Annotated in this window: 22 protein-coding genes and 2 pseudogenes; 15 read left to right on the forward strand and 9 right to left on the reverse strand. The window is 67.0% G+C overall.

Features of this window, described 5'->3' with window-relative positions; all coding sequences use genetic code 11:
• Nucleotides 1-19: 19 nt before the first annotated feature.
• Both QSK37_RS14340 and QSK37_RS14345 read left to right on the forward strand, forming a co-directional pair.
• A complete protein-coding gene (locus tag QSK37_RS14340; RefSeq protein WP_285622000.1) occupies nt 20-1,624 on the forward strand; it encodes an FAD-dependent oxidoreductase in 1,605 nt (534 codons plus the stop codon).
• 23 nt (nt 1,625-1,647) lie between these two features.
• Entirely contained in the window at nt 1,648-2,865 is a 1,218-nt protein-coding gene (locus QSK37_RS14345) for a cytochrome P450 (protein ID WP_285620571.1), read from the forward strand.
• A gap of 44 nt (nt 2,866-2,909) precedes the next feature.
• On the opposite strand, the gene QSK37_RS14350 is transcribed toward QSK37_RS14345, so the two are convergent.
• Together QSK37_RS14350 and QSK37_RS14355 are read right to left on the reverse strand one after the other, a co-directional pair.
• A complete protein-coding gene (locus QSK37_RS14350) occupies nt 2,910-4,004 on the reverse strand; it encodes a PrsW family intramembrane metalloprotease (RefSeq protein WP_285620574.1) in 1,095 nt (364 codons plus the stop codon).
• A complete protein-coding gene (locus QSK37_RS14355; RefSeq protein WP_285620576.1) occupies nt 4,001-4,525 on the reverse strand; it encodes a hypothetical protein in 525 nt (174 codons plus the stop codon). Before QSK37_RS14355 ends, QSK37_RS14350 begins: the two co-directional genes overlap by 4 nt.
• 577 nt (nt 4,526-5,102) lie before the next feature.
• Between QSK37_RS14355 and QSK37_RS14360 the strand changes: the two genes are divergently transcribed.
• From QSK37_RS14360 to QSK37_RS14395, 8 genes and pseudogenes are all read left to right on the forward strand, one after another.
• Nucleotides 5,103-5,741 (forward strand): hypothetical protein, encoded by a 639-nt coding sequence (locus QSK37_RS14360; protein WP_285620577.1) that lies wholly within the window; start codon nt 5,103-5,105, stop codon nt 5,739-5,741.
• Nucleotides 5,742-5,894: 153 nt separating this feature from the next.
• Nucleotides 5,895-6,839, forward strand: coding sequence for an RNA polymerase subunit sigma-70 (locus QSK37_RS14365; RefSeq protein ID WP_285620579.1), 945 nt, complete (start codon nt 5,895-5,897; stop codon nt 6,837-6,839).
• Nucleotides 6,840-6,899: 60 nt separating this feature from the next.
• A complete protein-coding gene (locus QSK37_RS14370) occupies nt 6,900-7,445 on the forward strand; it encodes a dihydrofolate reductase family protein (protein ID WP_285620582.1) in 546 nt (181 codons plus the stop codon).
• An 896-nt stretch (nt 7,446-8,341) separates the two neighbouring features.
• On the forward strand, nt 8,342-8,938 hold the full coding sequence (locus tag QSK37_RS14375; RefSeq protein WP_285620585.1) for a hypothetical protein: 597 nt from the start codon (nt 8,342-8,344) through the stop codon (nt 8,936-8,938).
• Nucleotides 8,939-9,378: 440 nt separating this feature from the next.
• A complete protein-coding gene (locus tag QSK37_RS14380) occupies nt 9,379-9,534 on the forward strand; it encodes a hypothetical protein (protein WP_285620590.1) in 156 nt (51 codons plus the stop codon).
• A 2,008-nt stretch (nt 9,535-11,542) separates the two neighbouring features.
• Nucleotides 11,543-11,767, forward strand: coding sequence for a hypothetical protein (locus tag QSK37_RS14385; protein ID WP_285620592.1), 225 nt, complete (start codon nt 11,543-11,545; stop codon nt 11,765-11,767).
• A 60-nt stretch (nt 11,768-11,827) separates the two neighbouring features.
• Nucleotides 11,828-12,256, forward strand: coding sequence for a hypothetical protein (locus tag QSK37_RS14390; protein ID WP_285620594.1), 429 nt, complete (start codon nt 11,828-11,830; stop codon nt 12,254-12,256).
• A 215-nt stretch (nt 12,257-12,471) separates the two neighbouring features.
• Nucleotides 12,472-12,958 (forward strand): annotated as a pseudogene (locus QSK37_RS14395) (IS5 family transposase); the annotation flags it as partial.
• A 673-nt stretch (nt 12,959-13,631) separates the two neighbouring features.
• On the opposite strand, the gene QSK37_RS51735 reads toward QSK37_RS14395, so the two are convergent.
• Nucleotides 13,632-13,826 (reverse strand): tetratricopeptide repeat protein, encoded by a 195-nt coding sequence (locus QSK37_RS51735; RefSeq protein WP_432705572.1) that lies wholly within the window; start codon nt 13,824-13,826, stop codon nt 13,632-13,634.
• Between QSK37_RS51735 and QSK37_RS14400 the strand changes: the two are divergent.
• A pseudogene (locus QSK37_RS14400) lies at nt 13,781-14,536 on the forward strand (IS5 family transposase); the annotation flags it as partial. The gene QSK37_RS51735 and the pseudogene QSK37_RS14400 overlap by 46 nt on opposite strands.
• A gap of 80 nt (nt 14,537-14,616) precedes the next feature.
• Here QSK37_RS14400 and QSK37_RS14405 read toward each other — a convergent pair.
• Nucleotides 14,617-15,651, reverse strand: coding sequence for a helix-turn-helix transcriptional regulator (locus tag QSK37_RS14405; protein ID WP_285620597.1), 1,035 nt, complete (start codon nt 15,649-15,651; stop codon nt 14,617-14,619).
• Nucleotides 15,652-15,753: 102 nt separating this feature from the next.
• Here QSK37_RS14405 and QSK37_RS14410 point away from each other — a divergent pair, with 102 nt between their 5' ends.
• Together QSK37_RS14410 and QSK37_RS14415 are read left to right on the forward strand one after the other, a co-directional pair.
• Nucleotides 15,754-16,158, forward strand: a complete 405-nt coding sequence (locus tag QSK37_RS14410; RefSeq protein WP_285568351.1) for a hypothetical protein — start codon at nt 15,754-15,756, stop codon at nt 16,156-16,158.
• A 281-nt stretch (nt 16,159-16,439) separates the two neighbouring features.
• On the forward strand, nt 16,440-16,661 hold the full coding sequence (locus QSK37_RS14415) for a hypothetical protein (protein ID WP_285620598.1): 222 nt from the start codon (nt 16,440-16,442) through the stop codon (nt 16,659-16,661).
• Between the two features lie 108 nt (nt 16,662-16,769).
• Here the strand turns inward: QSK37_RS14415 and QSK37_RS14420 are convergent, their stop codons facing one another.
• Nucleotides 16,770-17,396 carry a TetR family transcriptional regulator gene (locus tag QSK37_RS14420; protein WP_285568347.1) on the reverse strand — a complete coding sequence of 209 codons (627 nt, stop codon included), beginning with the start codon at nt 17,394-17,396 and terminating at the stop codon, nt 16,770-16,772.
• A gap of 65 nt (nt 17,397-17,461) precedes the next feature.
• On the opposite strand from QSK37_RS14420, the gene QSK37_RS14425 reads away from it, so the two are divergent.
• The gene (locus QSK37_RS14425; protein WP_285620600.1) at nt 17,462-18,094 is read left to right on the forward strand and encodes a hemerythrin domain-containing protein; all 633 of its coding nucleotides are present in this window, start codon (nt 17,462-17,464) and stop codon (nt 18,092-18,094) included.
• 163 nt (nt 18,095-18,257) lie between these two features.
• Here QSK37_RS14425 and QSK37_RS14430 read toward each other — a convergent pair whose 3' ends face one another.
• The 3 genes from QSK37_RS14430 to QSK37_RS14440 all read right to left on the reverse strand — a co-directional run bounded on the left by QSK37_RS14430 (nt 18,258) and on the right by QSK37_RS14440 (nt 21,181).
• On the reverse strand, nt 18,258-19,262 hold the full coding sequence (locus QSK37_RS14430) for an IS481 family transposase (protein WP_285620602.1): 1,005 nt from the start codon (nt 19,260-19,262) through the stop codon (nt 18,258-18,260).
• Between the two features lie 728 nt (nt 19,263-19,990).
• Nucleotides 19,991-20,185, reverse strand: coding sequence for a hypothetical protein (locus QSK37_RS14435; RefSeq protein WP_285568344.1), 195 nt, complete (start codon nt 20,183-20,185; stop codon nt 19,991-19,993).
• A 483-nt stretch (nt 20,186-20,668) separates the two neighbouring features.
• Entirely contained in the window at nt 20,669-21,181 is a 513-nt protein-coding gene (locus tag QSK37_RS14440) for a cupin domain-containing protein (RefSeq protein ID WP_285568342.1), read from the reverse strand.
• A gap of 170 nt (nt 21,182-21,351) precedes the next feature.
• Here QSK37_RS14440 and QSK37_RS14445 point away from each other — a divergent pair, with 170 nt between their 5' ends.
• Complete coding sequence (locus tag QSK37_RS14445; protein WP_285620606.1) at nt 21,352-22,185, forward strand: helix-turn-helix transcriptional regulator; 834 nt, start codon at nt 21,352-21,354, stop codon at nt 22,183-22,185.
• A gap of 58 nt (nt 22,186-22,243) precedes the next feature.
• Here QSK37_RS14445 and QSK37_RS14450 read toward each other — a convergent pair whose 3' ends face one another.
• Nucleotides 22,244-22,483: a hypothetical protein gene (locus QSK37_RS14450; protein ID WP_285620609.1), complete on the reverse strand. Its 240-nt coding sequence runs from the start codon at nt 22,481-22,483 to the stop codon at nt 22,244-22,246.
• Between the last annotated feature and the right edge of the window lie 13 nt (nt 22,484-22,496).

Genomic DNA, 22,496 nt, shown 5'->3' on the forward strand with positions numbered 1-22,496 from the left:
GGGGGAGTGCACCGTGCGGGTGATCGTCGATCTCACGCGTTGTCAGGGGTATGGCCAGTGCGCGTTTCTGGCGCCTGAGGTGTTCGCGATGCGCGGTGAAGAGGCGCTGGTGTACGACCCGGACGCGGACGACGCGCAGCGTGAGCACGTCCTGCGGGCGGCGGCGGCCTGCCCGGTCCAGGCGATCCACGTGGAGTGGATGGCCATCCAGCGCAAGGGGATGAGAACCGCTGCGGCTCGGCCGCCGCTCGGTGACGACGCGTTCCGCAAGACGGGGCGCATCGTGATCGTCGGCGCTTCGCTGGCCGGGGGGCGGGCGGCGGGCGTACTCCGCCGGGAAGGGTTCACCGGGACGCTGACCGTGATCGGGGGTGAGCCGTACGAACCCTACGACCGCCCGCCACTGTCCAAGCAGGTCCTGGCCGGTCGGGTGCCCGCAGATCACACGCTGCTGCCACACCTGAGCGAGATCGAGGCGGAGTGGCTGTCGGGTGCACCTGCCACCGGCCTTGACGTGGTCGCCAAGCGAGTGACGCTCGCCGACGGCCGGGAGGTGCCCTTCGACCGGCTGCTGATCGCCACCGGCGCCCGCGCCCGGCCATGGCCGAACGAAGCCGAGGCGACGCTGGACGGAGTCTTCGCGCTTCGCACGATGGATGAGGCGATACGGCTGCGGGAGTGCCTGGCCGCCAGGCCGCGCCGGGTGCTGGTCATCGGCGCGGGGTTCACCGGGTCGGAGGTCGCGTCGGTATGCCGGGAACTCGACGTTCCGGTGACCGTGGTCGAGCGTGGTCCGGCGCCTCTGGTCGGTGCCCTGGGCGGTGTGATCGGTGCGGTCGCGGCCGACCTGCAGCGGGCGCATGGCGTGGATCTGCGGTGCGAGGTGACGGTTGAGGCGTTGGAGGGCGATGCCGACGGGCGGTTCCGCTCAGCGCGGTTGTCCGATGGCACCACGGTGGAGGCCGACGTGGCGATCGTCGCGCTCGGGGCGATCCGCAATGTCGAATGGCTGGAGGATTCGGGGCTGGCGGCCGGGGTCTGGGGCGTGGCCTGTGACGCGGGCTGCCGCGCCTTCGACATCAACGGGCTGGTCACCGATGACGTCTTCGTCGCCGGGGACGTGGCGCGGTTCCCGCATCCGGTCTACGGCTACCAGTTCATGGCACTGGAGCACTGGGGCAACGCGGTCGCCCAGGCCGAGATCGCCGCGCACAACATGCTCAGCGATCAGATGCATCGCTGGCCGCACCTGTCCTTGCCGATCTTCTGGTCCAACCAGTTCGGCACCAACATCAAGTCCGTCGGTGTGCCGACCTTCGCCGATGAGGTGGCCATCGTGCACGGCTCCGTCGCCGAGCGCCGGTTCGTCGCCGTCTACGGCAACCGGGGCCGGGTCACGGCCGCGGTCACCTTTGACCAGGCCATGTGGCTGGAGCACTACCAGCACCTGATCGAGCAGGCCGCGCCCTTCCCACCCGCCTCCCACGCAGCGGACCGGCGAGAGCCGGTGATCCCCGTCCCGGCCGAGATGCCGGATCGTATCGAAGCGACGCAGGTGACCGTGGTGGTCACCGGGCACGACCCGGCCGAGCGCCGTGCGTCGCTGGTCCGGGGCGATCGATGAACGAGTCTTGAGGAGGCGCCGCCATGGCACCACCCAGCGTCTTCCAGCGGATCCTGGACTACTCCCACCGCGCCGACCCCTACCCGCTGTACGCCGAGCTGCGCAAGACACCGGTGCGGCGGGAGGAAGACGGCACCTACGTCGTCAGCGGCTATGAGGAGATCGTCTCACTCCTCCACGATCCACGCGTCAGCGTCGGTCGCCCGCAGCCGGGCGAACCCCGGGACGCCGAGAAGGAGCCACCGTCCTTCCTCCGGCTCGATCCGCCTGAGCACGACCGGCTCCGCCGCGTGGCGATGCGCCATTTCGGTCCGCCGCATTCGCCGCACCAGGTGGACGGCCTGAGGCCGGAGCTGTTCGGGATCGTCAAGGACCTGATCGACGGCGTCGCGGGCCGGACCCGGATCGACATCGTCGACGACGTCGCCTACCCGTTCCCGGTGACGGTGATCTGCCGAATCCTCGGGGTGCCGCGCGAGGACGAGGCGCGGTTCCACGACTGGGCTGACGCGGTCATCGAGTCGCTCGACCCCAGTGAGGAGGGCCGGCCGGAGCGCCTGAGGCGCCGGGAGAACGCGGTGGTAGAGCTGCACCGATACCTCGGCGGGATCGCCGCCGAGCGCCGGAGGAACCCGGGCGACGACCTCATCTCCGGCCTCGTCACCGATGAGGGCCCGGACGGTGCGATGTCCCCGACCGAGGTCGCGGCCAACGGCGCGCTGCTACTCATCGCCGGCCATGAGACCACGGTCAACCTCATCACCAACGGCATGCTCACCCTGCTCCGCCACCCAGAACTACTCGACCGGCTCCGTCACGAGCCGGACCTGGCCATCGGCCTGGTCGAAGAACTGCTGCGCTACGAGCCCCCGGTGCACCTGCGGTCCACGCGGATCGCGTTGGAGGACATCATGATCGGCGACATCACGATCCCTGAGGGAGCTCCGATCGTCCTGGCGCTCGCGGCGGGAAGCCGCGACCCGAAGCGCGTACCCGACCCCGACCGCTTCGACCCGGACCGCCGCCCCAACCAGCATCTCGGCTTCGGCGGCGGCATCCACTACTGCTTCGGCGCCCCGCTCGCCCGCCTGGAAGCACAGATCGCCCTGACCGAGCTGGCCAGACGCCTGCGGAACCCCCGCCTCGTCACCGACCCGCCACCCTACCGGCCCAGCCCCGAGCTACGCGGCCCCCGCCACCTCCTCCTCGACATCGACGGCGTCATTCAGCCGGCGCGGTGAACGGAAGACGCACCCATCGTCAGAGGGCAACCGGCCAACGCGTTTCAGCGGCGAGTGGCCTCCAGGCGAGAACGGAGATCACCCACGTCGGTTCGCAGGTCCGCACTGGCGCCGGGGTCGTTCAGGTCTGTGTCGATCAGGTCCAGCTCGGCGCTGCGCAGATCGGTCAGGAGCCGGCGGGGCGTTCCGCCGGGTGTACGGCGACGTTCCCTGCGGCGCCTCCGGCGATCGGTGAGGATCTCGGTTTCCGCCGCGGTCAGCACACCACGGTCGGCCTCCGCCGCGGCGGCGTCCCGGAATCGATCGAGGTACCGGCGGCGAGCGACGCGATAGACGACCACGGCGATGACCAAGATCGCCGGCCCCCTGGCCCACACCCAGGTGCCACCGGCCAGCAGGGGGAAGTCCCACCAGGCGTGCATCGCCATCGCGAGAACGAACGCGCCGACGGCGACGAGCAGCCGCCGTGCCAGCGGGCGTCCGGTGGCACCGACCAGGTAACCCAGCCCGGCGCCTGCGACGGCGCCCATCGCCCAGTGACCCCACCAGATGGTGCCGACCCGGCCGATGAGCGAGTCAAGGACGCTGACGGTGCTGTGCACGGCTCCGTGCGCCACGATGGTGTTGAAGACGTAGAGGTAATTCTCGGCGATCTCGAAGCCGAAGCCCGCCAGCGCACCGTACGCGAAGCCATCCAGTGGGCCGCGGACAGCCTGCGGGACCATCAGTGCGAGCAGCGCGACCCCGGCCAGCTTCAGGGTCTCCTCGACGATCGGCGCACTGATCGCCGCGCCCCACCGGTCGGCGAAGCTCAACCCCGCCATCTGGGTGAGAATGCCGCCGAACGCCTCGTTGGCGATCAGGGCCACGCCGGGCACGGCGAACAGCCCCCAGGCCGTGATGAGCAGCGCGTGGCTCCACGGATGCGGGCGCACCGGGTGCAGCCGGCGGAAGTACCAGAGCCCGGCCAGCAGCACCGGGATCAGGACCAGGGCTCCGACAAGGGCTCCGCCGAAGAAGACCAGCACGTACGGAGTGAGCGTGAGTATCCCCATGAGCGCGCCCAGCAGACAGAACACGGCCCACAACCAGAACGCCGAACGCCGTGTCAGCCGCGACACTTTCGTCGTGTGCGTCATCGGGCGCTCTTGGTGAACTGGATGCTTCGCACCATTCCGCGGACCTGGTCGGCCTTGTGCCGGAAGTCCTCTGGTGGGCCGGTGGCCGTCACGTCGGTACCCAGCGTCGGACGGGCGAAGACGCTCGCGATGCCGATCTGACCCCGGCCGGCGAGCTCACCGGCGAGCCCGGTCACGCCCTGATCGGTGGTGGCCGGTACCGGGCGAGTGGCCGCCCGCGGGCCGCCCGTCAGGACCGCGATCTTGTCACGACCGTCCCAGAGTTGCCTGGGCGTCGCTTGCCGCGGGGTGACGACACTCACGCTGAATCGGGTTGGACCGCTCCTCAGAGTGATCCTGGAGAATAGGTCGGTGTCCCTCGCATCCACCGCCCATCCAGCCGGAACGGTCAGAGCGACGGGCCGCTTGTCGCCTGGGTGCGCGGCGCCGACCTGCATCACCGAGCCCGGCGGCACCGAAATCTCCGAGTCCCGTACCGCGGAATCGATCATTGGAAGGCCCGCGCACAGCACAACCAGCACCGCGGTGAGTCCAGCGGTGTACTGCCATCCACTCCAATCCACGCGAACCCCACCAAACTAAAATCGGGGGGATGCTTAACAGATAACCACCCCTCAACCAGCTCAAACTCCCGGACTGGCGGCTGGGCTTCCTCCTTTACGTGGAGGCCTGATCCAGAGAGACGGGTGAGTCGTGGGAGTGGAAAGCCGCAGGTCCCATAGGCACGTTGGAGGGTGGCCGGACACGCTGGCGCGCGGGGTGTTGCCGTACTTTCCTGCTGCACGGATCCGTGACCGGCCGAGCCCTTGGTGCGGCGTCAGAGGGGGCCTCTACGGTGTGGCCATGAATGGCGCTACGAGGGCTCGTACGACCGAGGCTCCTCCGCTCGATATGGCCGAGGCCGTTCCGGGTCTGGGCGCGTACGCCCGGACGGTGGTCCGGTTGCACCCCCGGCCAGGTACCCCGGACATCTCCAGCAGTCACATCGGCGGTCCGGTGCTGTGGCCGGCGGACGAACCGTGGCCGCACTGCTCGGACCCCAAGTACTCGGAGCAGAACCGGCATAAGACGCCGGACCGTCCGGTGGCGATGGTCCCCGTGGCTCAGCTCGCCGCAGCGGACTTCCCGGAGATCGCCTTCCCGGCCGGCACCGACCTGGCGCAGATCCTGTGGTGCCCGAGCCATCACCCGACCTGGGGCTACGCGCCCGCGTTCCGGCTGATCTGGCGGGACTCCTCCACCGTGACCGCACCTCTCGCGGCGCCTCCGACGCCACACCTGATCGGTGATGCGGACTATGTACCGCGGCCCTGTGTGCTCCACCCGGAACGCGTGATCGAGTATCCATGGCACGAGGAACTCCCCAAAGACCTCCGGGACAAGCTGGAGGAATGGGAGGCCGGAGAAAGCCTGTACCAGTACATGCTGTCGATCGTGCCCGGCTGCAAAGTCGGCGGCGGGATGTCCTGGGAAGTCACCGACATGGGAGAACTGCCTCCATGTGACGCCTGCGGCGCGCCCCTGAAACTGCTGCTGCAATTGGACAGTTGTGAATGGTCCACCGACGCCCAGGGCTTGCGCTGGGCGCCGATGGAAGACCGACACCTGGAATTCGCCACCCCAGAACACAACCGCGCACACGAACCGACCGGCCTGCAGATCAGCCGGTACAGCCACGGCGGCTTCTTCGTCTGCTCAACCGCTCCCGAGCACCCAGCGATCTTCTTCACCCAGTAACCAGGCCATCACACGCTCACCGGCGATCGATGTTAATTGTTGCGGGTCAGGACCTTGTTGACGCCTGCGGAGCCGGGCTCGTGGCTCAGTCGCTGAGTCCTGAGTGTCCGAGTGCGGCCGTCGACTTTGTTGCGATGAGTGAATACTGACCCTGTGGACAGGGGATGGACGGAGGTCCTGGATGGCTTCCTCGGCGAGCATCGCCGCGAGTTGTGGGCGTTCTGCTATCAGATGTTGGGCTCTCCGTTCGATGCTGAAGACGCCGTCCAAGATGTGCTTGAGCGGGTGTGGCGAGCGCGGGGTGACTTTGACGCCGAGGTAGGGAGCGTGACCGGATGGGTGTTTCGGATCGCTCGGAATGTCTGCGTGGATCGTCTTCGGAGCGCGAGCCGCCGTACGCTGCCGCGCGATCTCAGCGATCCGGGATTCGAGGTGGGCGCCACTCTGGTCCCTCGGTTCGACACCCCGTGGCTGCAGCCGGCCCCGTCAAGCTGGTTGGGCGAGGATGGCACCGCCGATGCTGTGGTGCGGGGCAGCGAGGTCCGGTTGGCGTTGACGGCTCTCCTGCAAGCGCTGCCGGCACAACAGCGCGCGGTCTTCATTCTGCGCGAGGTGCTGGGCTACTCCTCGGCTGACGCCGCCGCCGCACTCGGCACCTCGGTACCTGCGATCAACTCTGCACTCCAGCGCGCTCGATCTCGTCTCTCACAGACGCGAACGGATGGCCACCCTGAGCAACGAGGCATCGAAGCCGCACTGGTCGAGCAGTACGCCCGGGCCTTGGAAGCGGGGGACACAGAGGCACTGGAGCAGTTGGTGACAGCGGATGTCGTCTTCGAGATGCCGCCAGTTCCACAGTGGTTGCGCGGCCGGGTTCCGTACCGGGCATTCATGGACGACTTCTTCCGCCGGCGTGGCGCCCGCTGGCAGACGCGTCTCATCTCGGCCAATCATCAACCAGGGCTGCTGCTCTATCACGTCACCGACGACGGTGTGCAGCCCAACACGCTCCATGTGCTCACGGGGGGAGCGGACGGCCTGCTGTCCCACCTACTCGTCTACCGGGACCCGAAGCTGTTCGCGCTCTTCGAGCAGTAGCGATGAGTTCGAGGGCTCTCATTCGTAGGTAGCGGTAACCGGATCAGGAGGGTTAGCGCTATGCGGAAAGTGATCGAGTACGTTCTGACCTCGGCGGACGGTGTCGTTGAAGACCCGGTGGGCATGGGGGTGGCCGAGTATCAGGATGAGGCCTATCTGCGGGACGGTCTGGGCCTGCTGACGGCCTGCGACGCGATCCTGTTCGGACGCCGCATCTACGAAGCGTTCGCGGAACTGTATGACGGTCGCACAGACCACAAGCCGATGTGGGCCGACCGACTCACGACGATCCCGAAGTATGTGTTCAGCTCGACGCTTGAAAGGGCCGACTGGAACAACTCGATCATCGTTCGTGGCGATGCCGTTGCCGAGGTGGCCCGCCTCAAACAGCAAGACGGGGGGAACCTGCTGCTTCTCGGCCACGGCCAGTTCGGGGAGACTCTTCTGCGAGAGCAGCTGATCGATGTCATCGACCTCACGATTTACCCCTTTATGACCGGGAGTGGGAAACAATTTTTCCGGGAGGGGCAGGATGCCAAGCTGAGACTCGCGGGCGTGAAGACCTTTTCGAAGATCGTCAAGCTGACCTACGAGATGCAGAGATGAGACCCCAAGGGCCGACCCTCGGGCTCTTCGACCGCACGGTGATGAGCCGGCGGCCTTAGCAGATGAGCCACCGCAACGCCCTCGGGGTCTTCTGGCTGGTCAGGTGGGATCCTCCGGCCGGATTCGAACCGGCGACCTGCCGCTTACAAGGCAACTTATGCTGACATTTCACCAGCACTCCCGATGCTGGCGCCTGCGCTGGCAGTCCCTCACCACGCGCGAGTGTCCGTCGTCGTTCGTCGTCGTTCGTCGCGATTGTCACCCACGACAAGAAGGCTGAAACATAGGGGCAGCCGGCCCACTGTTTCAGCACGGCAAGGTGTCCCCCAGGTCTGCGCAGGTCAGGCGCAGCTGGGGGACAAGGGGATGCGCGCGCGCCTGTTACGCCGAGGCCAAGATCACGGCTTGCCTACGTTCTGGTTCCCTGTCCCCAGCGGTCCCTCTGCACGCGACAACATGATCACGGTCAGCGGTATCGGCGCTGACGCAGATGGTGGCCGACACCGATCGTTTAGGAAGAACGCTAGTGAATACCGACTTGCCGTCGGCTCTGGCACGTCGCCGCCCGAGCGTACTCCTGGTCCTGGCCTCGGCGCAGCTGGTGGCGGCCGTCACCAGCCTTGTCTGCGCCGTCGTTCAGGGGATCCGGGAGCAGCCGTTCCTTCCCGTGCTCGGACAGTGGGGCGGTGTGCCTGCGCCCCTGGTGATCATCGGGTCTGCGGTCGCCGCTGTCATCCTCATCAAGCGGGGCCGTTTCAGTTGTGCCGTGACGGCGGCGGGCCTCCCGCTCGCGGTTCACATACTGGCGATGGTCTCCTACCTCCCCTTTCCCAGGCGGATTCCGCTGGGCCCCTGGGTGCGTCAGGCGCTGACATCGCCGTTCGGACAACTGCAAAGTGCTGCCGACTCCGGTGCTGTTGAGGATCAGCGCTTGGGTTTCCATGGCCGCCATCGTCCTCGGTGTCGTGGTCGCGGTCGGCCTCGCCGGAGCGGTGCCGCACCAGGAGCGGCGATCACCAGTGCGACCGGGAGCACTGGTGGTGGTCGCGGTGACGTCGGTGCTGGCGATCGCTGCGTACTGGACAGGTGTGCGGCTGGTGGGGCCGACGCAGCCGGCGTTCGTCGCGCTGGCCGCCGCGACGGTGACGGCGCTGATCGATGTGCACACCCGCCGGGCCGCCCGCGAAGGCATGATCGCGGTTGCGGCGGTGTCGGCGGGCGTGTCCGGTGCGGTGCTGATCGTGCCGCTGGGGTGGCAGATGTGGCCGTTGGTGCAGCGTTGGCTGAGGCCCCCGGAACGCCTGCGTGTCATCGGCATCGGGCGAGTGGGCTTGACCCGCTGGCAGGGCCTTTCGGAAAGCCTCATCTCCCTTGGCTCGGTGCTTGTTCTGGCCACGGTGGCGGCGGCAGCGCTCACAGCGGTGCATTCGAGCAGCCGCCGTCCGCGGAACGGCCCCCGTACCAAGGCTGAACCGGGAGCGCCGTCACAGTGAACCGCCTCATGCCGTACGGCGAGCAACTCGCGGCAACTACCGATCATGAAGACTGGCCACCGGCAAGGCGACTTATACCGATATTCTGCCAGCACCCTTGGCGCTGATGGCTGCTCTGGCAGTCCCACACCACGCGGGAGCGTCCGTCGTCGTTCGTCGCGGTTGTCACGCAGTTAGTCACCCACGACAAGAGAGCTGGAACAGAGCGCGCAGCGCCCCCCGCTGTTCCAGCCTCCGGCGTACGCGGGTACAAACAAGGCAGCGTGTCCCCCACCGTATCCCCCAAGTTTGCACAGGTCAGGAATAGTTGGGGCCATAGGGGCCGTGGGGGACACATACCCCTGACCGCCGAACATGAGAGCCTGCGCGTCCGCTGGCCACTGATCTGCACACGAGCGGTTGTCTTCGGTCGTTACCGGTCCCAAGCGACCGTGAGTGCGGTGACGATGCCGAGGCTGCGCCCGCCTTCCTTCTGCGTGCTGATGGTGGATCCGAACTTGGATGGTCCGCCGTTGTCCTGGACCTCGATGCGGATCGTGTTGTCCGGTCGGCGGCAGGCTTCGACGGTGAAGGTGCCGCCCGGTGTGCCGGTGTGACCGGACCGGTCCCATTGGGGAGGACGTTGTGGCCGCACGAAGCTGCGGAAAGTTGAGTATTACGACTCATGTGGACGACGTCGCACGAGCTGACGATTTAGGTATGAGCACAACGATCAAACCAAGTACCACGGCCACGTTCCTACGCGTCGGCTCGGTGGTGATCGGGCTGACATGCCTGCTTGCCGCTGCCGCGTTATCGGGGTGCTCCTCGCAATCCGCAGAGGATAAGGCGGTGGCTGATGCGACCAAGCTCGCTCACGGCGACATCGAACGGACCGCGAATCGCATGAGCTCCTGGTTGCGGTCGTCGGCTGGCGGGCGCAGCGGTTACGAGCTCGCGAAAAAGAACCTGTCGGAAAGAACGTTCGTAGCTCAGGTGACTCTTCTCGGGAGCCATTTCTCGAAAAGCGTCCAGACATACGATGTCACGACGACGGAACGAGGAGGGGGAGATAATGGGTTCGGTGGAGGGCACACAGAGAAAACAGTGCGCATGTGCGCCCGGTTGACCGCCCATTTCTCTCCCCGGACCCTCCGCGTCGAAATCTCCGGGCTTCATTGCCCTCCCGGACTTCCAAGCAGAGGGGACGGTGGTCCGGTCGACAGGATCATCCCCTGGAAAAGGTAGTCAGGCCACGAGCCTGGCGCACGGACCGCCAGTTGGGGAACGGAACCGCCGGTGTCGCTGGCAGCGTCACTCAGTTGGTCACCTGCTTATGACGGCATCTTCCGCGTAGCCTGGACGGTTCCGGACTTGCGTAGGGCGGGGCGTCATAGCCTTGTCGGCCGGCTGGGCTGGCACCTGCCTGCCGCCGAACCCGTGATGTTTCGGCGCGTCATGGTCCGCCCCCCGAAGTGCATCCAGCGGTGCGGAGCGCTCGCTGGGGCCTATCCATCCTTGCCGCCGGGCGGCTGGTCGTGCTCGTCGAGCATCTGGCGGGCATGGTTGGGGTGCGTACTCACAGGTGAGCGCTCCTTTCGTGAGGTGCCACCGGAGGCGTCCTCGAACCGGCCCGGCACCGGTTCGCTCGCGGGCCGCCCAGGGGGCCCGGCCAAGCGCAGCCTCCGACCTCAACCCGTGGGGGGCGTGGGGGGCGGCAGCCCCTCACATCGGGGGGCTCCGGGGGCGTCCCCCGGGCCGGCACTGAGCCTCCGGCCGGATTCGAACCGGCGACCTGCCGCTTACAAGGAATGCGGACACCCCAGCTCCCGCCGCGTCCGCCGAGGTATGCGGTGTTGAACGTATGCCGGTGGCTGTCCCTGGTTGCCGTCGTTGCCGTCAGCCTCCCTACCGGCGACGGCTTCACAGAGGATCGGGTGATCCTGCGCTCGCTCCCCCACTGGCCTGGGTTTCCATCCGGTCGCTGGTCCATGCGCGCAGGTTCATCCCGCTTATATTCCGGGCCGACAGCGGCTCGGCTCACCCGTCAGTCGCAACTCCTTCTACGAAATAGAGGAGCCCTTCTTCTGGTGGCGGACAACCAAGAGTCTCGATGATGCGGGGCCACATCTCGGGTTTACCTCATAGCAGTAGACCATCAAGTGATCGGAAGGGTCGTCCGCAACCACTCATCTTTGCTGTCGTAGGCAGCGAGCCGCCATCCCATGCGGCGCTCCGTTGGTAGCCGACGGCGTCGTATCTGTGCTTCTGTGCTTGGAAACGGTAACGATGCTCTCCTGCACTGTCAGCTTGGGAAGCCGGTACCACTGATTGTTGATCACCTGCGTCACTGCTGAGCTGCACCTCCCGCCGTTCTTCCCGTGAGCGACGGTCGCAACCGTGATCGTCCGTGCTGACGGGCACGCAACGGGCACGGCATTGACCGAGCTGAGACGAGTCTCTTGCGCGTTCTCGCACAGTTCGCCCTGCGCCTCATCCCCGGGCCTGAGTGTCCCCGCCGGAGGCATATTCGGTTAGCACCTTATAAAGCGTTCATGTCCACGAGGGTGATGTATAGAGATCCGTGCCCTCTCGTCCGGTTTCTTCCTCGATAGGCGAATCGCCGTGTCGCGAGACGGCCACTCCGCGATCCTTCTCGATGCGAATCGTCAGTCGAAGGAGAGCGAAGTGGCCGCAGGGGACATTGCGCCGGTGACGGGCGAGCGGTTCGAGCAGACCCTGGCCTCGGCGTCGCCGTCCGCTGCAGCCCCACCAAAGCCGGCCAGCCATCTCGTCAAGGCCATCGCCGTCCTGCAGAACCACCGCGGCACTCAAACCGACCGCAGATGAAATGGGTTCATTTGTATACTCTCGCATGTTTCGTGATGGATCATGAAAGCGAGAAAGTCTTTGCGCAAGTTCAAGCAGAAAGCAGTGCTCGCACTGACCACTGCGGCAATGATTGCCGGTTCCGTGGCTGTGAGCAGCCCGGCAAGCGCGGCGTCATCACCGATCGCCGCATGCGGTGGCGGCAGCTACCACGAAATCGACCACCAGCCCCTGCCCGGCTACGGCACCATCTACCTGATGTACGACGGCAGCACCGACTGCGTGGTCACCTGGAAGACCGCCTACGTGGGCACCCCCACCCTCGTTGGTGCCTATGTCTGGAGGGAAAGCCCCAGCGCTGAGGATGCTGACGCCGACAACTACTCCTACTACGCCGGTCCGGTGAAACTGAACGCTCCGGGAACGTGCATCATGTGGGGTGGCTACGCCTACTCGCCGAGCGGCTCGGCGTACTCGGCGTGGAGGTCCCCCTGGGAACACTGCCTCTGATCATGTGGGCACCGGGAAGCTCGAGGGTCGTGTCACCGGCGCTGGCGCGCACGGGGCTCCGGGTCCGCTGCCCGGCCGACCGTGCCTATCTTCATCTCCGGTCGAACCCTCTCAGCCGCCAGCGGTCTTCATAGCGCACCCCTTGGCGTCCCTCCAGGGTGTCAGGGCCGGACGGGACCTGTGATCGTAGGACTGTCCGGCCCTGGCGCGGCCTGCGGGGACCCAAGACCGGACGAAGCCCAGTCGATCGGGGCAAGACGGGCAGCAAACATCACCTGATCGCCGACGCCAGCGGCATCCCGCTCGCCGCCACGCTGACCGGCGGCAACCGCAACGACGTCACTCGACTCATCCCGCTGCTTCAAGCGACACCAGGCGTGCGCGGCAGGCGCGGCCGGCCTCGACGCCGCCCCGATCTGGCGCTCGGCGACCGCGGCTACGATCACGACAAATACCGCCGCCTCGTCTGGGACCTCGGAGTGAAGCCAATGATCGCTCGACGCGGCACCGAGCACGGCTCCGGACCCGGCACCCAGCGCTGGGTCGTGGAACGTGCCTTCGCTCACCTGCATTGGTTTCCGCCACCTGCGGATACGTTGGGAAATCCGCGACGACATCTGCGAAGCCTTCCTCGTCCTCGGATGCGCCCTTATCTGCTGGCGGTGCCTCTCAAAGCCGACCCAAGGCGCCTCCACTCATTAGCCATTCCCTGACGCTCGGGGTGCTGTTCAAGAGCCGGCTGACTTGCGTTCCCTCATCACGTGCGGTCACTTTCGGCAGAGGGGTGAAGTCATCGGGCAAGACGTCCAGCAGGCCCCTCACACGATCTCCCGCACGAAGCGTGATCAGGATCTCGCACCGCAACTGACGAGGGACATCGGGACAACAAGTCGTGCCACAAGGCCGGCCACAGGTAGTGAGCTCCATCAGGAGCCGCGTTCGCCTGCACCCACGCCGGGTCCAGCCGCTGACTGAGGCTAAGTTCGCATGCCCGCTCCTCCAGCCTGAGCAGCGAGGCCGTATTAAAGACCTTCAACTCCCGAGGCACCGGCTGATCCGAGTTCATCGCCCCATGCTGCCCGGCAGGATCCCAAGACCAGGAACCGCCCCATTAAAGATCAATTCGTTAGAGGTTTTAAGCCCCTCCCCCGACACCAGCCCCTGGGGGGCGTGGGGGGCGGAGCCCCTCACATCGGGGGGTCCGGGGGGTCGTCCCCCCGGACCGGCACTGAGCCTCCGGCCGGATTCGAACCGGCGACCTGCCGCTTACAAGGAATACGGACACCCGTGCTCACGCAGCGTCGGCCGAGGTCAAGGGTGCTGACCGTGCGCTAACGGCTGTCTCCGGCTGCCGTTGTTGCCGTCACCGTTGCCGTCAGACACTTCCGCAGTGTCGGCCGATCACCGCTTGCCTCACTGTTGCCAGGTTGCCCCGCACCGTCTTGGTGGCCGAGTGGCTCGCGCCCAGCACACGCTCGCAGTCGGCCAAGGCCTGCTCATACAGCGAGATGGCCCTACCGAGATCCCCCGCCGACTCGTACGCGTAGGCGAGGTTGTTGCGTGAGGTCAGAGTGTGGGGGTGCCGCTCTGCGGGGCATCGTGTATGTGCTGTGCAAGGGTGTGAGCTGGCGGGACGTTCCCGCGGAACGAGTCGGCTGCAGTGGGGTGACGGCCTGGCGCCGTCTTCGGGACTGGACCGAGGCGGGGGTCTGGCCGCAGCTCCACGAGGTCCTGCTGGCGGAACTCCGCAGAGAGGGCCTGCTGGAGCTGGACGATGCCGCGATCGACGGCTCGCACGTCCGGGCGCTCAAGGGGGGGCTCACACCGGACCTTCGCCGGTCGACCGTGCCCGGCCCGGCAGCAAGCACCACATCATCGTCGACCGGCTTGGAACCCCACTTGCTGTCTCGCTGACCAGCGGAAACCGCCATGACGTCACCCAGCTCATGCCACTGCTAAACGGCATCCCCCGCATTCGCGGCCGGCGCGGACGACCCCGCCACCGGCCCCGGCGCCTGTTCGCCGACCGCGGCTACGACTACGACAAGTACCGGCGCCTCGTCCGAGCTCGAGGAATCACCCCCAAGATCGCTCGACGCGGCGCCCCGCACGGCTCTGGCCTGGGCAAGACCCGCTGGGTGGTAGAGCGGACGTTCGCCTGGCTCCACCAGTTCAAACGACTCCGCATCCGCTACGAGATACGCGCCGACCTACACCTCGCACTACTCCCTACTCGCCTGCAGCATCATCTGCTTGAGACGACTCAGAACCTCATCCTGAAATGATCAGTAAGAGCCGGCGGGCGGTGCAAAGGATTCACACGAGTTGGGTCGTGGCAAGCGGAACCGTGGAACGTTCGCTCATAGGTCCAGCATGGTCGCTTCCAGCTCGCGGCGGCTGCGGACACCGGTCTTCGCGAAGACGCTCTTCAGGTGGTCCTGCACGGTGGCTGCGGTGATATGCAGTTCCATGGCGATGGCCCGCGAGGGCAGGCCGGCGACGACCCTCGCCAGGACGTCCCGCTCGCGCGGCGTGAGCCCGTACACGAGCAGCAGCACCTCGGCCACGTCGGCGGCCGACGCCGGGTGCATCGTCACGGCGAGGGGCGCCGGGTACTGGCCACCGCTCAACGGCGAGGCGTGGACCGAGAGCCACCGGCCCGACCGGCCACGGATCCGCCCGTAGGCCGGCAGCGCCGTGCCTCTCCCCCGTGCGGCGACCTCCATGACCGCGATGGGCAGCTCCGCCCCGGACCAGGCCAGTTCGTCCCGCCAGAGTTTCGCGGCCGGATTCTCCGAGAGCAGCCGCAGGTCCTGATCGAGCAGGAGCACACCCGCCTCGGCCGGGCCGGGAGCGGAGTCGGTGGGCGCCCGGTGGGCGGCCCGGCGCAGGGCCGCACCGACCGGGGCGGACAGCCGCCGCAGAACGTCGACGGCGGCCGGGGTGAAGTCGGGCCGCCCACCGCCGCCGAACAGGGCGATGGCGCCCCAGCACCGGCGGTCCACCACGAAGCACGCCCGCAGCTCGTGCCGCGCGTCGATCATCGGGAGCACAGCACGGTACCGGTGGCTGGACTCCGGGTCACCGCCGGTGGCCGCACCGAGCGTGCCTGCGGGCACCTCGGAGCGGGCGAGCGCCGCGAACTTCAGTACGTCGTCCACCAGGTACTCGTTGTGCGCGGCGGCTGCGGCCGCGGCCGGTGTGAGCCCGGCACTCACGTCGTCGGTGATCAACAACGTTGTGGGGTCGATCGTGCCGAAACAGTAGGAGTCGGCCGGGACAAGCCGCGTCAGCCGCTCGGCGATCCGGCGTCGCAGCTCCCGGGAGCCGAGATCGAGACGGCAGATCGCCTCGATATCACGCCCGGTCTCGCGCCGGGCCATCGGGGAACTCACCGGCCGAACGGTACCCCAGAAGTGTGGGATGCCCGCGCGGCTGCCCTGATGCCTACCCTCAGTCCGGAAACCGGAAGACAAAGGCACAGGAGGTATCGCGGCATGTCCCCGTCCATGCTCACCGTCGGACTTGATCCCGCGCTGGTAGACGACGCGCCCTCGTCGCGGGCGGCGTTCCCCGAGATCGACGCCGAAGCGGTCCGGGCAGGCGTGGCCGCCGGGCGGGCCCGGCTGGAGGAACTCGGCTTCACAGTCGACGTCTGCCTGCTCGACTACGGCCGCACGGCCGAGGCGGTCTACCGCGCCGCGCTGTCCCGGAAGGACTACGACATCGTGATGATCGGCGCCGGCGTCCGGCTGGACCCGGCGCTGACCCCGCTCTTCGAGGCCCTGGTCGACGCCACCCACGAACTGGCACCCGGTGCGAAGCTCTGCTTCAACGTGAGCCCATCGACAACCGTCGAGGCCGTCCAGCGGTGGTGGCCCGAACGCAAGCCACTCGTCTAGTACTTCGACCTCGGCCGCGACCGCGTGATCTGTGTCTGCGCCGTCGGCTACCGATCGCACTTCAAGCCGCTGACCATCCGCGTCATACAGCGGACGCAAAGTGGCCGGCTCCCACTGACCTCGCTGTTCTACGCGGACTCCCGCCTCCAGCAGCCGCTGGCCGTCGACGCCCCGCCGTTCGCGTCGTTCGGCGTACCTACGAGGCCTGCCAATGGTCGCCTTCGGCCTTCAACGGCCAGACCACGCGCGGCGTCGCGGTCACCGACGACACCGGACTGGTGATGAAGCGCCTGGACTTCTTCACGACCACCGCGTCGCGGTTCTACGCCCCGGCGGCGCTGGGGATCTGGTGCGCGAACTGGGAAACCGGCTGCGAGGCGCTCGGCATCCCGGGGAGGTTCCAGGTTCTGACTCCCGAGGAGCGGGGCGTACGTGATGCTCCGGACCTGCCGCGGTACCACGTGAGCTGGATCGGCAGGGCAACCGACGCCGTCGCGGCCTGAACCCCCGAAGCGCTGCTGTACTTCCCTGCTGTAAGGCACGCACGAGCTCCGTCCGGTCATCACCGAGGGAGCCGAGATCATCGGCAAGGCGTTCGAGTCGATGCCGGCCTAGCGAGACGCGTCGGAATCGCGCAGCAGTGCTCGGCGGGCGGAGGCGGCCAGCCACTCCTCGGCCCGGTCGAAGTCCCATCCGCGCTCGCCGACGAGGAGGAACCACGAGCGCTGGCCGAGGTAGAACCAGAGGAGGTCGACGGCCAGCGTGTGGTCCACGTCCGGCCGCAGGGCCTCCAGCTTCACGAGCCGGTCGGCGACCTTCGTCAGCGTCGCGACGAAGGCGTCGACGCCTTCCTTTTGCACCTGTGTCGCGGCAGGTTCGCCGAGGCCGTCGTGCAGCAACCCGAACAGGACATCCCAGTGCCGCTCGTGCGTCCGGCGGACGCCCGCGGCCGTGATGTCGATGACCTCCTGCGGGTCTGTCGCCGCCGCCATCGAGTCGAGGGACTCGTCGACGATCGGGTCATGCACGGCGCGGGCCAGCAGGTCGGCCAGGATCGCCGTCTTGCCCCCGGCGCTGCTGTAGACCGTCTGGACGGCGACACCTGCCGCGGCGGCGATCTGCGCCACGGTGACCGAAGAGTATCCCGAGGCGAGGAACAGCTCCCGCGCGCTGGACAGGATCGCCGCACGAGTCTGCGCGGCCGCGTCCGCACGACGCTGGGAGCGGTACTTGGTCACGCCGTCATTATGGCATCATCGTGACTGGTTCATTAAAGACGTCTTTATTGAATAGGGGAAGTTCCATGCAAAGTGCGCACACCGAACCCGTGGCGGTCATCGAGACCCGTCTCTCCCACGACATGCACCGCGCGGCCACCTCGCTGCTGGTCGAGGTGGCCGGACGGCCCGCCGTACCGAGCGCGGCACTGGCCGAGCTGCGCGACTTCCTCGTCGCGAACCTGCACCACCACCACGAGAGCGAGGACGGGCTGCTCTGGCCGATGATCACCACGACGGCACCGGAGGTCGCCGAGTCTCTCGCCGCCCTCAGCACCGAGCACGACCGGCTCGACGCGGCCCTCGACGTCCTCGCCGCCGCGCCGATCGGCGACGGAGCCGACCGCGCCGCGCTGACCGAGGCCGCAACCGCCGTACGCGACCTGATCCGGCATCACCTGGAGCACGAGGAGCCGCTGCTCTTCCCGGCGCTGCGCACCCTCGTGTCGCCGGAGGCATGGGACGACTTCTCCCAGAAGGTCATCGCGACGTCGCCGCCCCAGGGGGCGCACCTCATGATCGGGTTCTTCGACGAGACCGGCACGCCGGACGAGGTGGACCTCGTGCTGGACCGCCTCCCCGAGCCGGTGCGGCCGCTCATCCCAGAGATGCGGCGGCAGGCGCGGGAGGCGCTCCGCGTGCTGCGCGTAGCCGCCTGACGGCGCACGCCACGGCACGTGCGCCGACGCGTTCCGCCCGGATACGGCGGCTAGCCAGAGGCGATAGGCAGCCCTTGAGGCGGCCTAGCCCAGAGGCCCTGTACCGCACGGTACAGGGCCTCTGGGCTGGTCGGGGTGGCGCTGTGCATCTGCCGGAGGGTGGTTACACCGGGGTCTGGGTTTTCTGCTTGAGGCGTTCGTAGGGGGTTTGGCCGTCGAGGGCGCCGTGGGGGCGATGGTAGTTGTAGTAGTCCTCCCACTCGCGAAGTTTGTCGTTGAAGACGCCGGTGTCGTCGATGACGATGCCGTCGAGCATGCGGTAGAACTCTTCGGCGTCGATGCGGTGGGAGCGTTCGACCTTGCCGTTGAGGTGCGGGGATGCTGGCTTGATGTAGGAGTGGGCGAGTCCCTTGTCCAGGGCGTGCCAGTGGAAGCCGGATTGGAATTCGGCGCCGTTGTCGGTCTGGATGGTCTCGACGCGGAACGGCAGGCGTTCCAGGACGTAGTCCAGGAACTGGATCGCGGTCTTTTGATCACAGCGGGGGTAGACGCGCAGGATGCGTAGCCGTGTGCAGTCGTCGATGGCGGTGAACTGGTAGTACTTGGCGCGTCGCCGGATCTTCGGGGCTTTGGTGATGGGTCTGGTGTCAGAGGTCTGCCCTGTGGTCTGGTCGTCCTCGGTGGGGATGCCGATCGGTTCGATGAACTTCACATCGATCTGGATCCGGTTGCCGGGCAGCTGTTTCTCATAGCGTTTCCAGCGTTTGTCGCAGCGGGCGTAGCGCTGGGAGGCCGGCAGGCGGTTCAGGCCCAGGCGTTTGAGGATGTTGTAGAAAGCGGAGTGGCCAATCTGGATGTCGTGGTAGCGCTTGAGGTACATCGCGATCTTCAGCGGTCCGAAGTGATAGTTCTGCCGCAGGTAGACGATCTTGTTGACGATGTCGGCCTGGGTGGCGTTCGGGCTGTGGTGTGGCCGGCTGGAGCGGTCCCGCAGCCCGTCGATGCCTTCGTCTTGGTATCGGCGTAGCCACCGGTAGAAGCAGGTGCGGCTGATCCCGTAATACCGGCAGGTCAGTGCCACGTTGCCGGTGACTTCCTCGGCGTGGCGAAGGACCGCCAGACCTCGCTGGGCCTGGCGGTCGAGCTGTTGTTGCGGTGATGGGGGCATGGCAGGTCTCCGTAGTCATCGGAGACCCCGAGTGTCAACAACGTCCGACAGTTTTAGAGCTAGGCGTGGCCGAAGGTCCAGCCGCGGGCTCAGTTTCGGTCAGCACCGATGCGAACTCATCACCCGCGCCCCGTGGACGGCCACGAGAACGGCCGATCCGACGTCGGGTCACGGCGCCGGGCTGTCGAGATCGCGTTCCGGGTCGAGGTCTCGACCCGGACGCTCCCCCGCTGGCTGCCGACTCCAACGACGTCTACCACGTGGACTTCTCCCCGCGCCGTCGTACGGCTCCGCCCGCACGGTACGGTCGCACGCCACTAGCCGCCGCGATCCGGATCGGGAAGGCGCTCTGCGCGTCGGCCCGCTGGGACTATACCGGGCGGCGATGCACCTGGACCGTTCGATCCGGCCAGCTCGGTGGGCCGGCGGTCACCGGCCGCGCCCCGCCTGACCGCAGTCGAGATCTCGCACCACATCCGGCGGCACTGGGGCACTGCGAACCTCACCCACCACCCCCGCTACACCGTCGGGCGGCAAGACGACCAGCAGGCCTATCTCGGCAACGGCCCCCGCGTAATGGCGACCTTCCGGAACCTGAGATGGACGTATCCGGAACCGTCCGGGTCGGCCAAAGGTCGGCAAGGAGATCCGTGTCTTGGTGCTCCAGCTGGCGCGGGAGAACCCGGCTGGGGCTACCGGACGGTGCACGGCGAGTTGGTTCGGCTCGGTTACCAGGTCGGTGAATCGATCGCACCGGCGAATCCTGCGGAGCCGCCGGTGCGGTCCGGCGCCGCGAGACGTGGATACTTCCTGGCGGGCGTTCCTGCGCGCTCAGGCAGCACTCGGCTCACGGTTTGCTGGCCTGCGACTTCATTCGGTGTGGAAACGATCGTGTTGAATCGGTTGTACGTCTTGTCCGTCATGAAGGTCACCGCAGCCGATGAGGTTTTCTCGATGAGGGCATCGAGATAGTGAAGACTCCTCCGCGGACGCCACGGGCGAACTGTTATGCCGAGCGGTGGGTACGTACCGCGCGGGCCGGGTGCACCAATCGGATGCTGATCTAAACGAGCGGCACCTGCGATCGGTAATCGACGCGTACACGGGCCGTTACAACGGCCACCGGCCTCACCAGTCTCGGCGACAGCGACCGCCCGACTCCGAACGGCCAGTCGTCATCTCGCTAGATGCACCGATCCGGCGGCGGAAAGTATACGGCGGCATGGCCAATGAGTGATCACAGGGCCGCATAGATGATCTTATGAACCACCAGGTCAGTCCACCGTGACGAGTTTTGGACCACTACACCGCCCCGGGGAGCGTCCGGACCGAAGGATCCTTCTCCGGGATCGGCTCGACAGGCGTTTCGACCTTGTGGGCCCATGCTGGAACAGTGGCCCGTCGGATCAGCTCTCTGGGAGTGCGTTGTCGTATTTCTCCAGCAGGCTCAGCAGGTGCTCGTCGAGGCGTTCAGGGCCCCATGGCTGCACCTGTACGCCCGGTTGCGGTGTGTCGCCGGCCTCGATGAACAGGCCTTCCGCGCCACCCGGCGTGTAGATGAAGATCATCCTTGCTGGCTGGATGCCGGTGTTCGTGAACCGGTGCGTGATGCCCCGCGGGCAGAAAACGAGTTCTCCCGTACCCGCGGTGAGCACTCGCTCGCCTTGGAGGAACTCCAGTTCACCGGAGATCATGTAGAAGGTCTCGTCGGTGTTGGGGTGCACGTGCGGTACGGGCCCGCCGCCCGGCGGAACGGTCGCCTCGATGAGGCCCAGTGCTCCGCTGGACTGCTCGGCGGTCAGCTTCGTGGTGAGGATGTCACCGTTGAACCACGTCGTAATTCCTTCTCCGGCGCCGATGTGGAGACCTGACCGTCCGCCGGGTCCGCCGAGCCCTTCGGGTGCTGCGGCAAAGCTCATGGCACTACTCCGAACCTGTCTTGGGGATAAATAAGCGGCGTGATCGGATGCCCCGCTTCCGCCGCTCGGACAGTCAATCAGCGTTCAAGTGGCGTATCCTGGCCCCGATATGGCCAGGATTGATCACCTCACCATCCTCAGCCGCATGACGGCTGGGGCCGGGCACGCCGATGGGTGAGCGGCGCAACGCCGAGCTGGGTGAGTTCCTACGGACCCGTCGATCTCGACTCGAACCGCACAAGGTCGGGCTTTCGGTCACCTCTCGTCGTCGGGTTCCGGGACTGCGCAGGGAAGAACTCGCCGAGATCGCCGGAGTCAGCCCGGACTATTACACCCGGCTCGAGCAAGGCCGGCATCCGACTGCCTCCTCGGGTGTGCTGGACGCGCTGGCGAGGGCGCTGCGCCTGTCCACCGACGAGCGCGAGCATCTGTACAACCTGGCTCAGGTGGTCGACGCGAAGCCGTCCCAGATCCCATCCACAACGGATCCCAGCGCACTCGATCACATGCTCGATGTCTTCGGCCATACCCCCGCCGTGCTGTGCGGACCGTTCAGCGACATCCTTGCCGCCAACGACGCGGCGTGTTTCCTCTACGACACCGACTTCGGCGGCCTTCCGGCCGCCGAGCGCAACAGCATCCACTGGATCCTCACGACGCCGACGGCCCGTGCGCTGTACGGGGAGTCGTGGGAAGAGGCGGCCACGGAGATGGTCGGAAAGCTCAGAATGGAAACCGGCCAGCGTCCGTCGCACCCGCGGGCCCGTGCGCTGGTGGCGCAGCTGAACCGAGAGAGTTCGCTGTTCCGCCATGTCTGGCGGCAGCACGAAATCTCCACCTGCGTGCAGGGCGTCAAGACTTTGCACCACAGACTCGGCGGCGAGCTGCGGTTGCGCAGTGAGGCGATGACCGTCCACAGCTCACAGGGCCAGGTCTTCTATCTCATGCTGCCAGTCGACGCAGCCTTCCAAGTGGCCTACGCGAGCTACGCGGCGGGCCGGTGAGAGAATCCCCGACGAGCGCTGTTGCGACGCCTTGAACCGCTTTATCCGACGCGCGGCTTCACCGTCGCACTCCCGCCGTGTAAAGGTTGACGGACTCCCTCGGTGAGAAGCCACCGGCAACGTCAAGGGTCCGTGCCCTGTCCGCAAGCGAGCCCAGGGGCGAGACGATGACGTCGGTGGCGCTGGCGTCGCGGAACCGGGCCAAGGCATCGACGATGACCGACTCATCACCGACGACCACAGTGTCGGCCGGGCCGGAGAGTCCGGCACGGTCGAGAGAGGCACGGTAGGCGGGCATGTCACCGACTGCC

The sequence above is a fragment of the Actinoallomurus iriomotensis genome (assembly GCF_030269445.1).
In the GTDB taxonomy this organism is placed as follows: Bacteria; Actinomycetota; Actinomycetes; order Streptosporangiales; family Streptosporangiaceae; genus Actinoallomurus; species Actinoallomurus iriomotensis.

Excerpts from the sequence above, each read along its gene's own strand:
- QSK37_RS14345 (WP_285620571.1), top strand. The coding sequence starts at position 1,648 with ATGGCACCACCCAGCGTCTTCCAGCGGATCCTGGACTACTCCCACCGC.
- QSK37_RS14350 (WP_285620574.1), bottom strand. The coding sequence starts at position 4,004 with ATGACGCACACGACGAAAGTGTCGCGGCTGACACGGCGTTCGGCGTTC.
- QSK37_RS14370 (WP_285620582.1), top strand. The coding sequence starts at position 6,900 with ATGCGGAAAGTGATCGAGTACGTTCTGACCTCGGCGGACGGTGTCGTT.
- QSK37_RS14410 (WP_285568351.1), top strand. The coding sequence starts at position 15,754 with ATGTCCCCGTCCATGCTCACCGTCGGACTTGATCCCGCGCTGGTAGAC.
- QSK37_RS14415 (WP_285620598.1), top strand. The coding sequence starts at position 16,440 with ATGAAGCGCCTGGACTTCTTCACGACCACCGCGTCGCGGTTCTACGCC.
- QSK37_RS14425 (WP_285620600.1), top strand. The coding sequence starts at position 17,462 with ATGCAAAGTGCGCACACCGAACCCGTGGCGGTCATCGAGACCCGTCTC.
- QSK37_RS14430 (WP_285620602.1), bottom strand. The coding sequence starts at position 19,262 with ATGCCCCCATCACCGCAACAACAGCTCGACCGCCAGGCCCAGCGAGGT.
- QSK37_RS14435 (WP_285568344.1), bottom strand. The coding sequence starts at position 20,185 with ATGACGGACAAGACGTACAACCGATTCAACACGATCGTTTCCACACCG.
- QSK37_RS14440 (WP_285568342.1), bottom strand. The coding sequence starts at position 21,181 with ATGAGCTTTGCCGCAGCACCCGAAGGGCTCGGCGGACCCGGCGGACGG.
- QSK37_RS14445 (WP_285620606.1), top strand. The coding sequence starts at position 21,352 with ATGGGTGAGCGGCGCAACGCCGAGCTGGGTGAGTTCCTACGGACCCGT.
- QSK37_RS14450 (WP_285620609.1), bottom strand. The coding sequence starts at position 22,483 with ATGCCCGCCTACCGTGCCTCTCTCGACCGTGCCGGACTCTCCGGCCCG.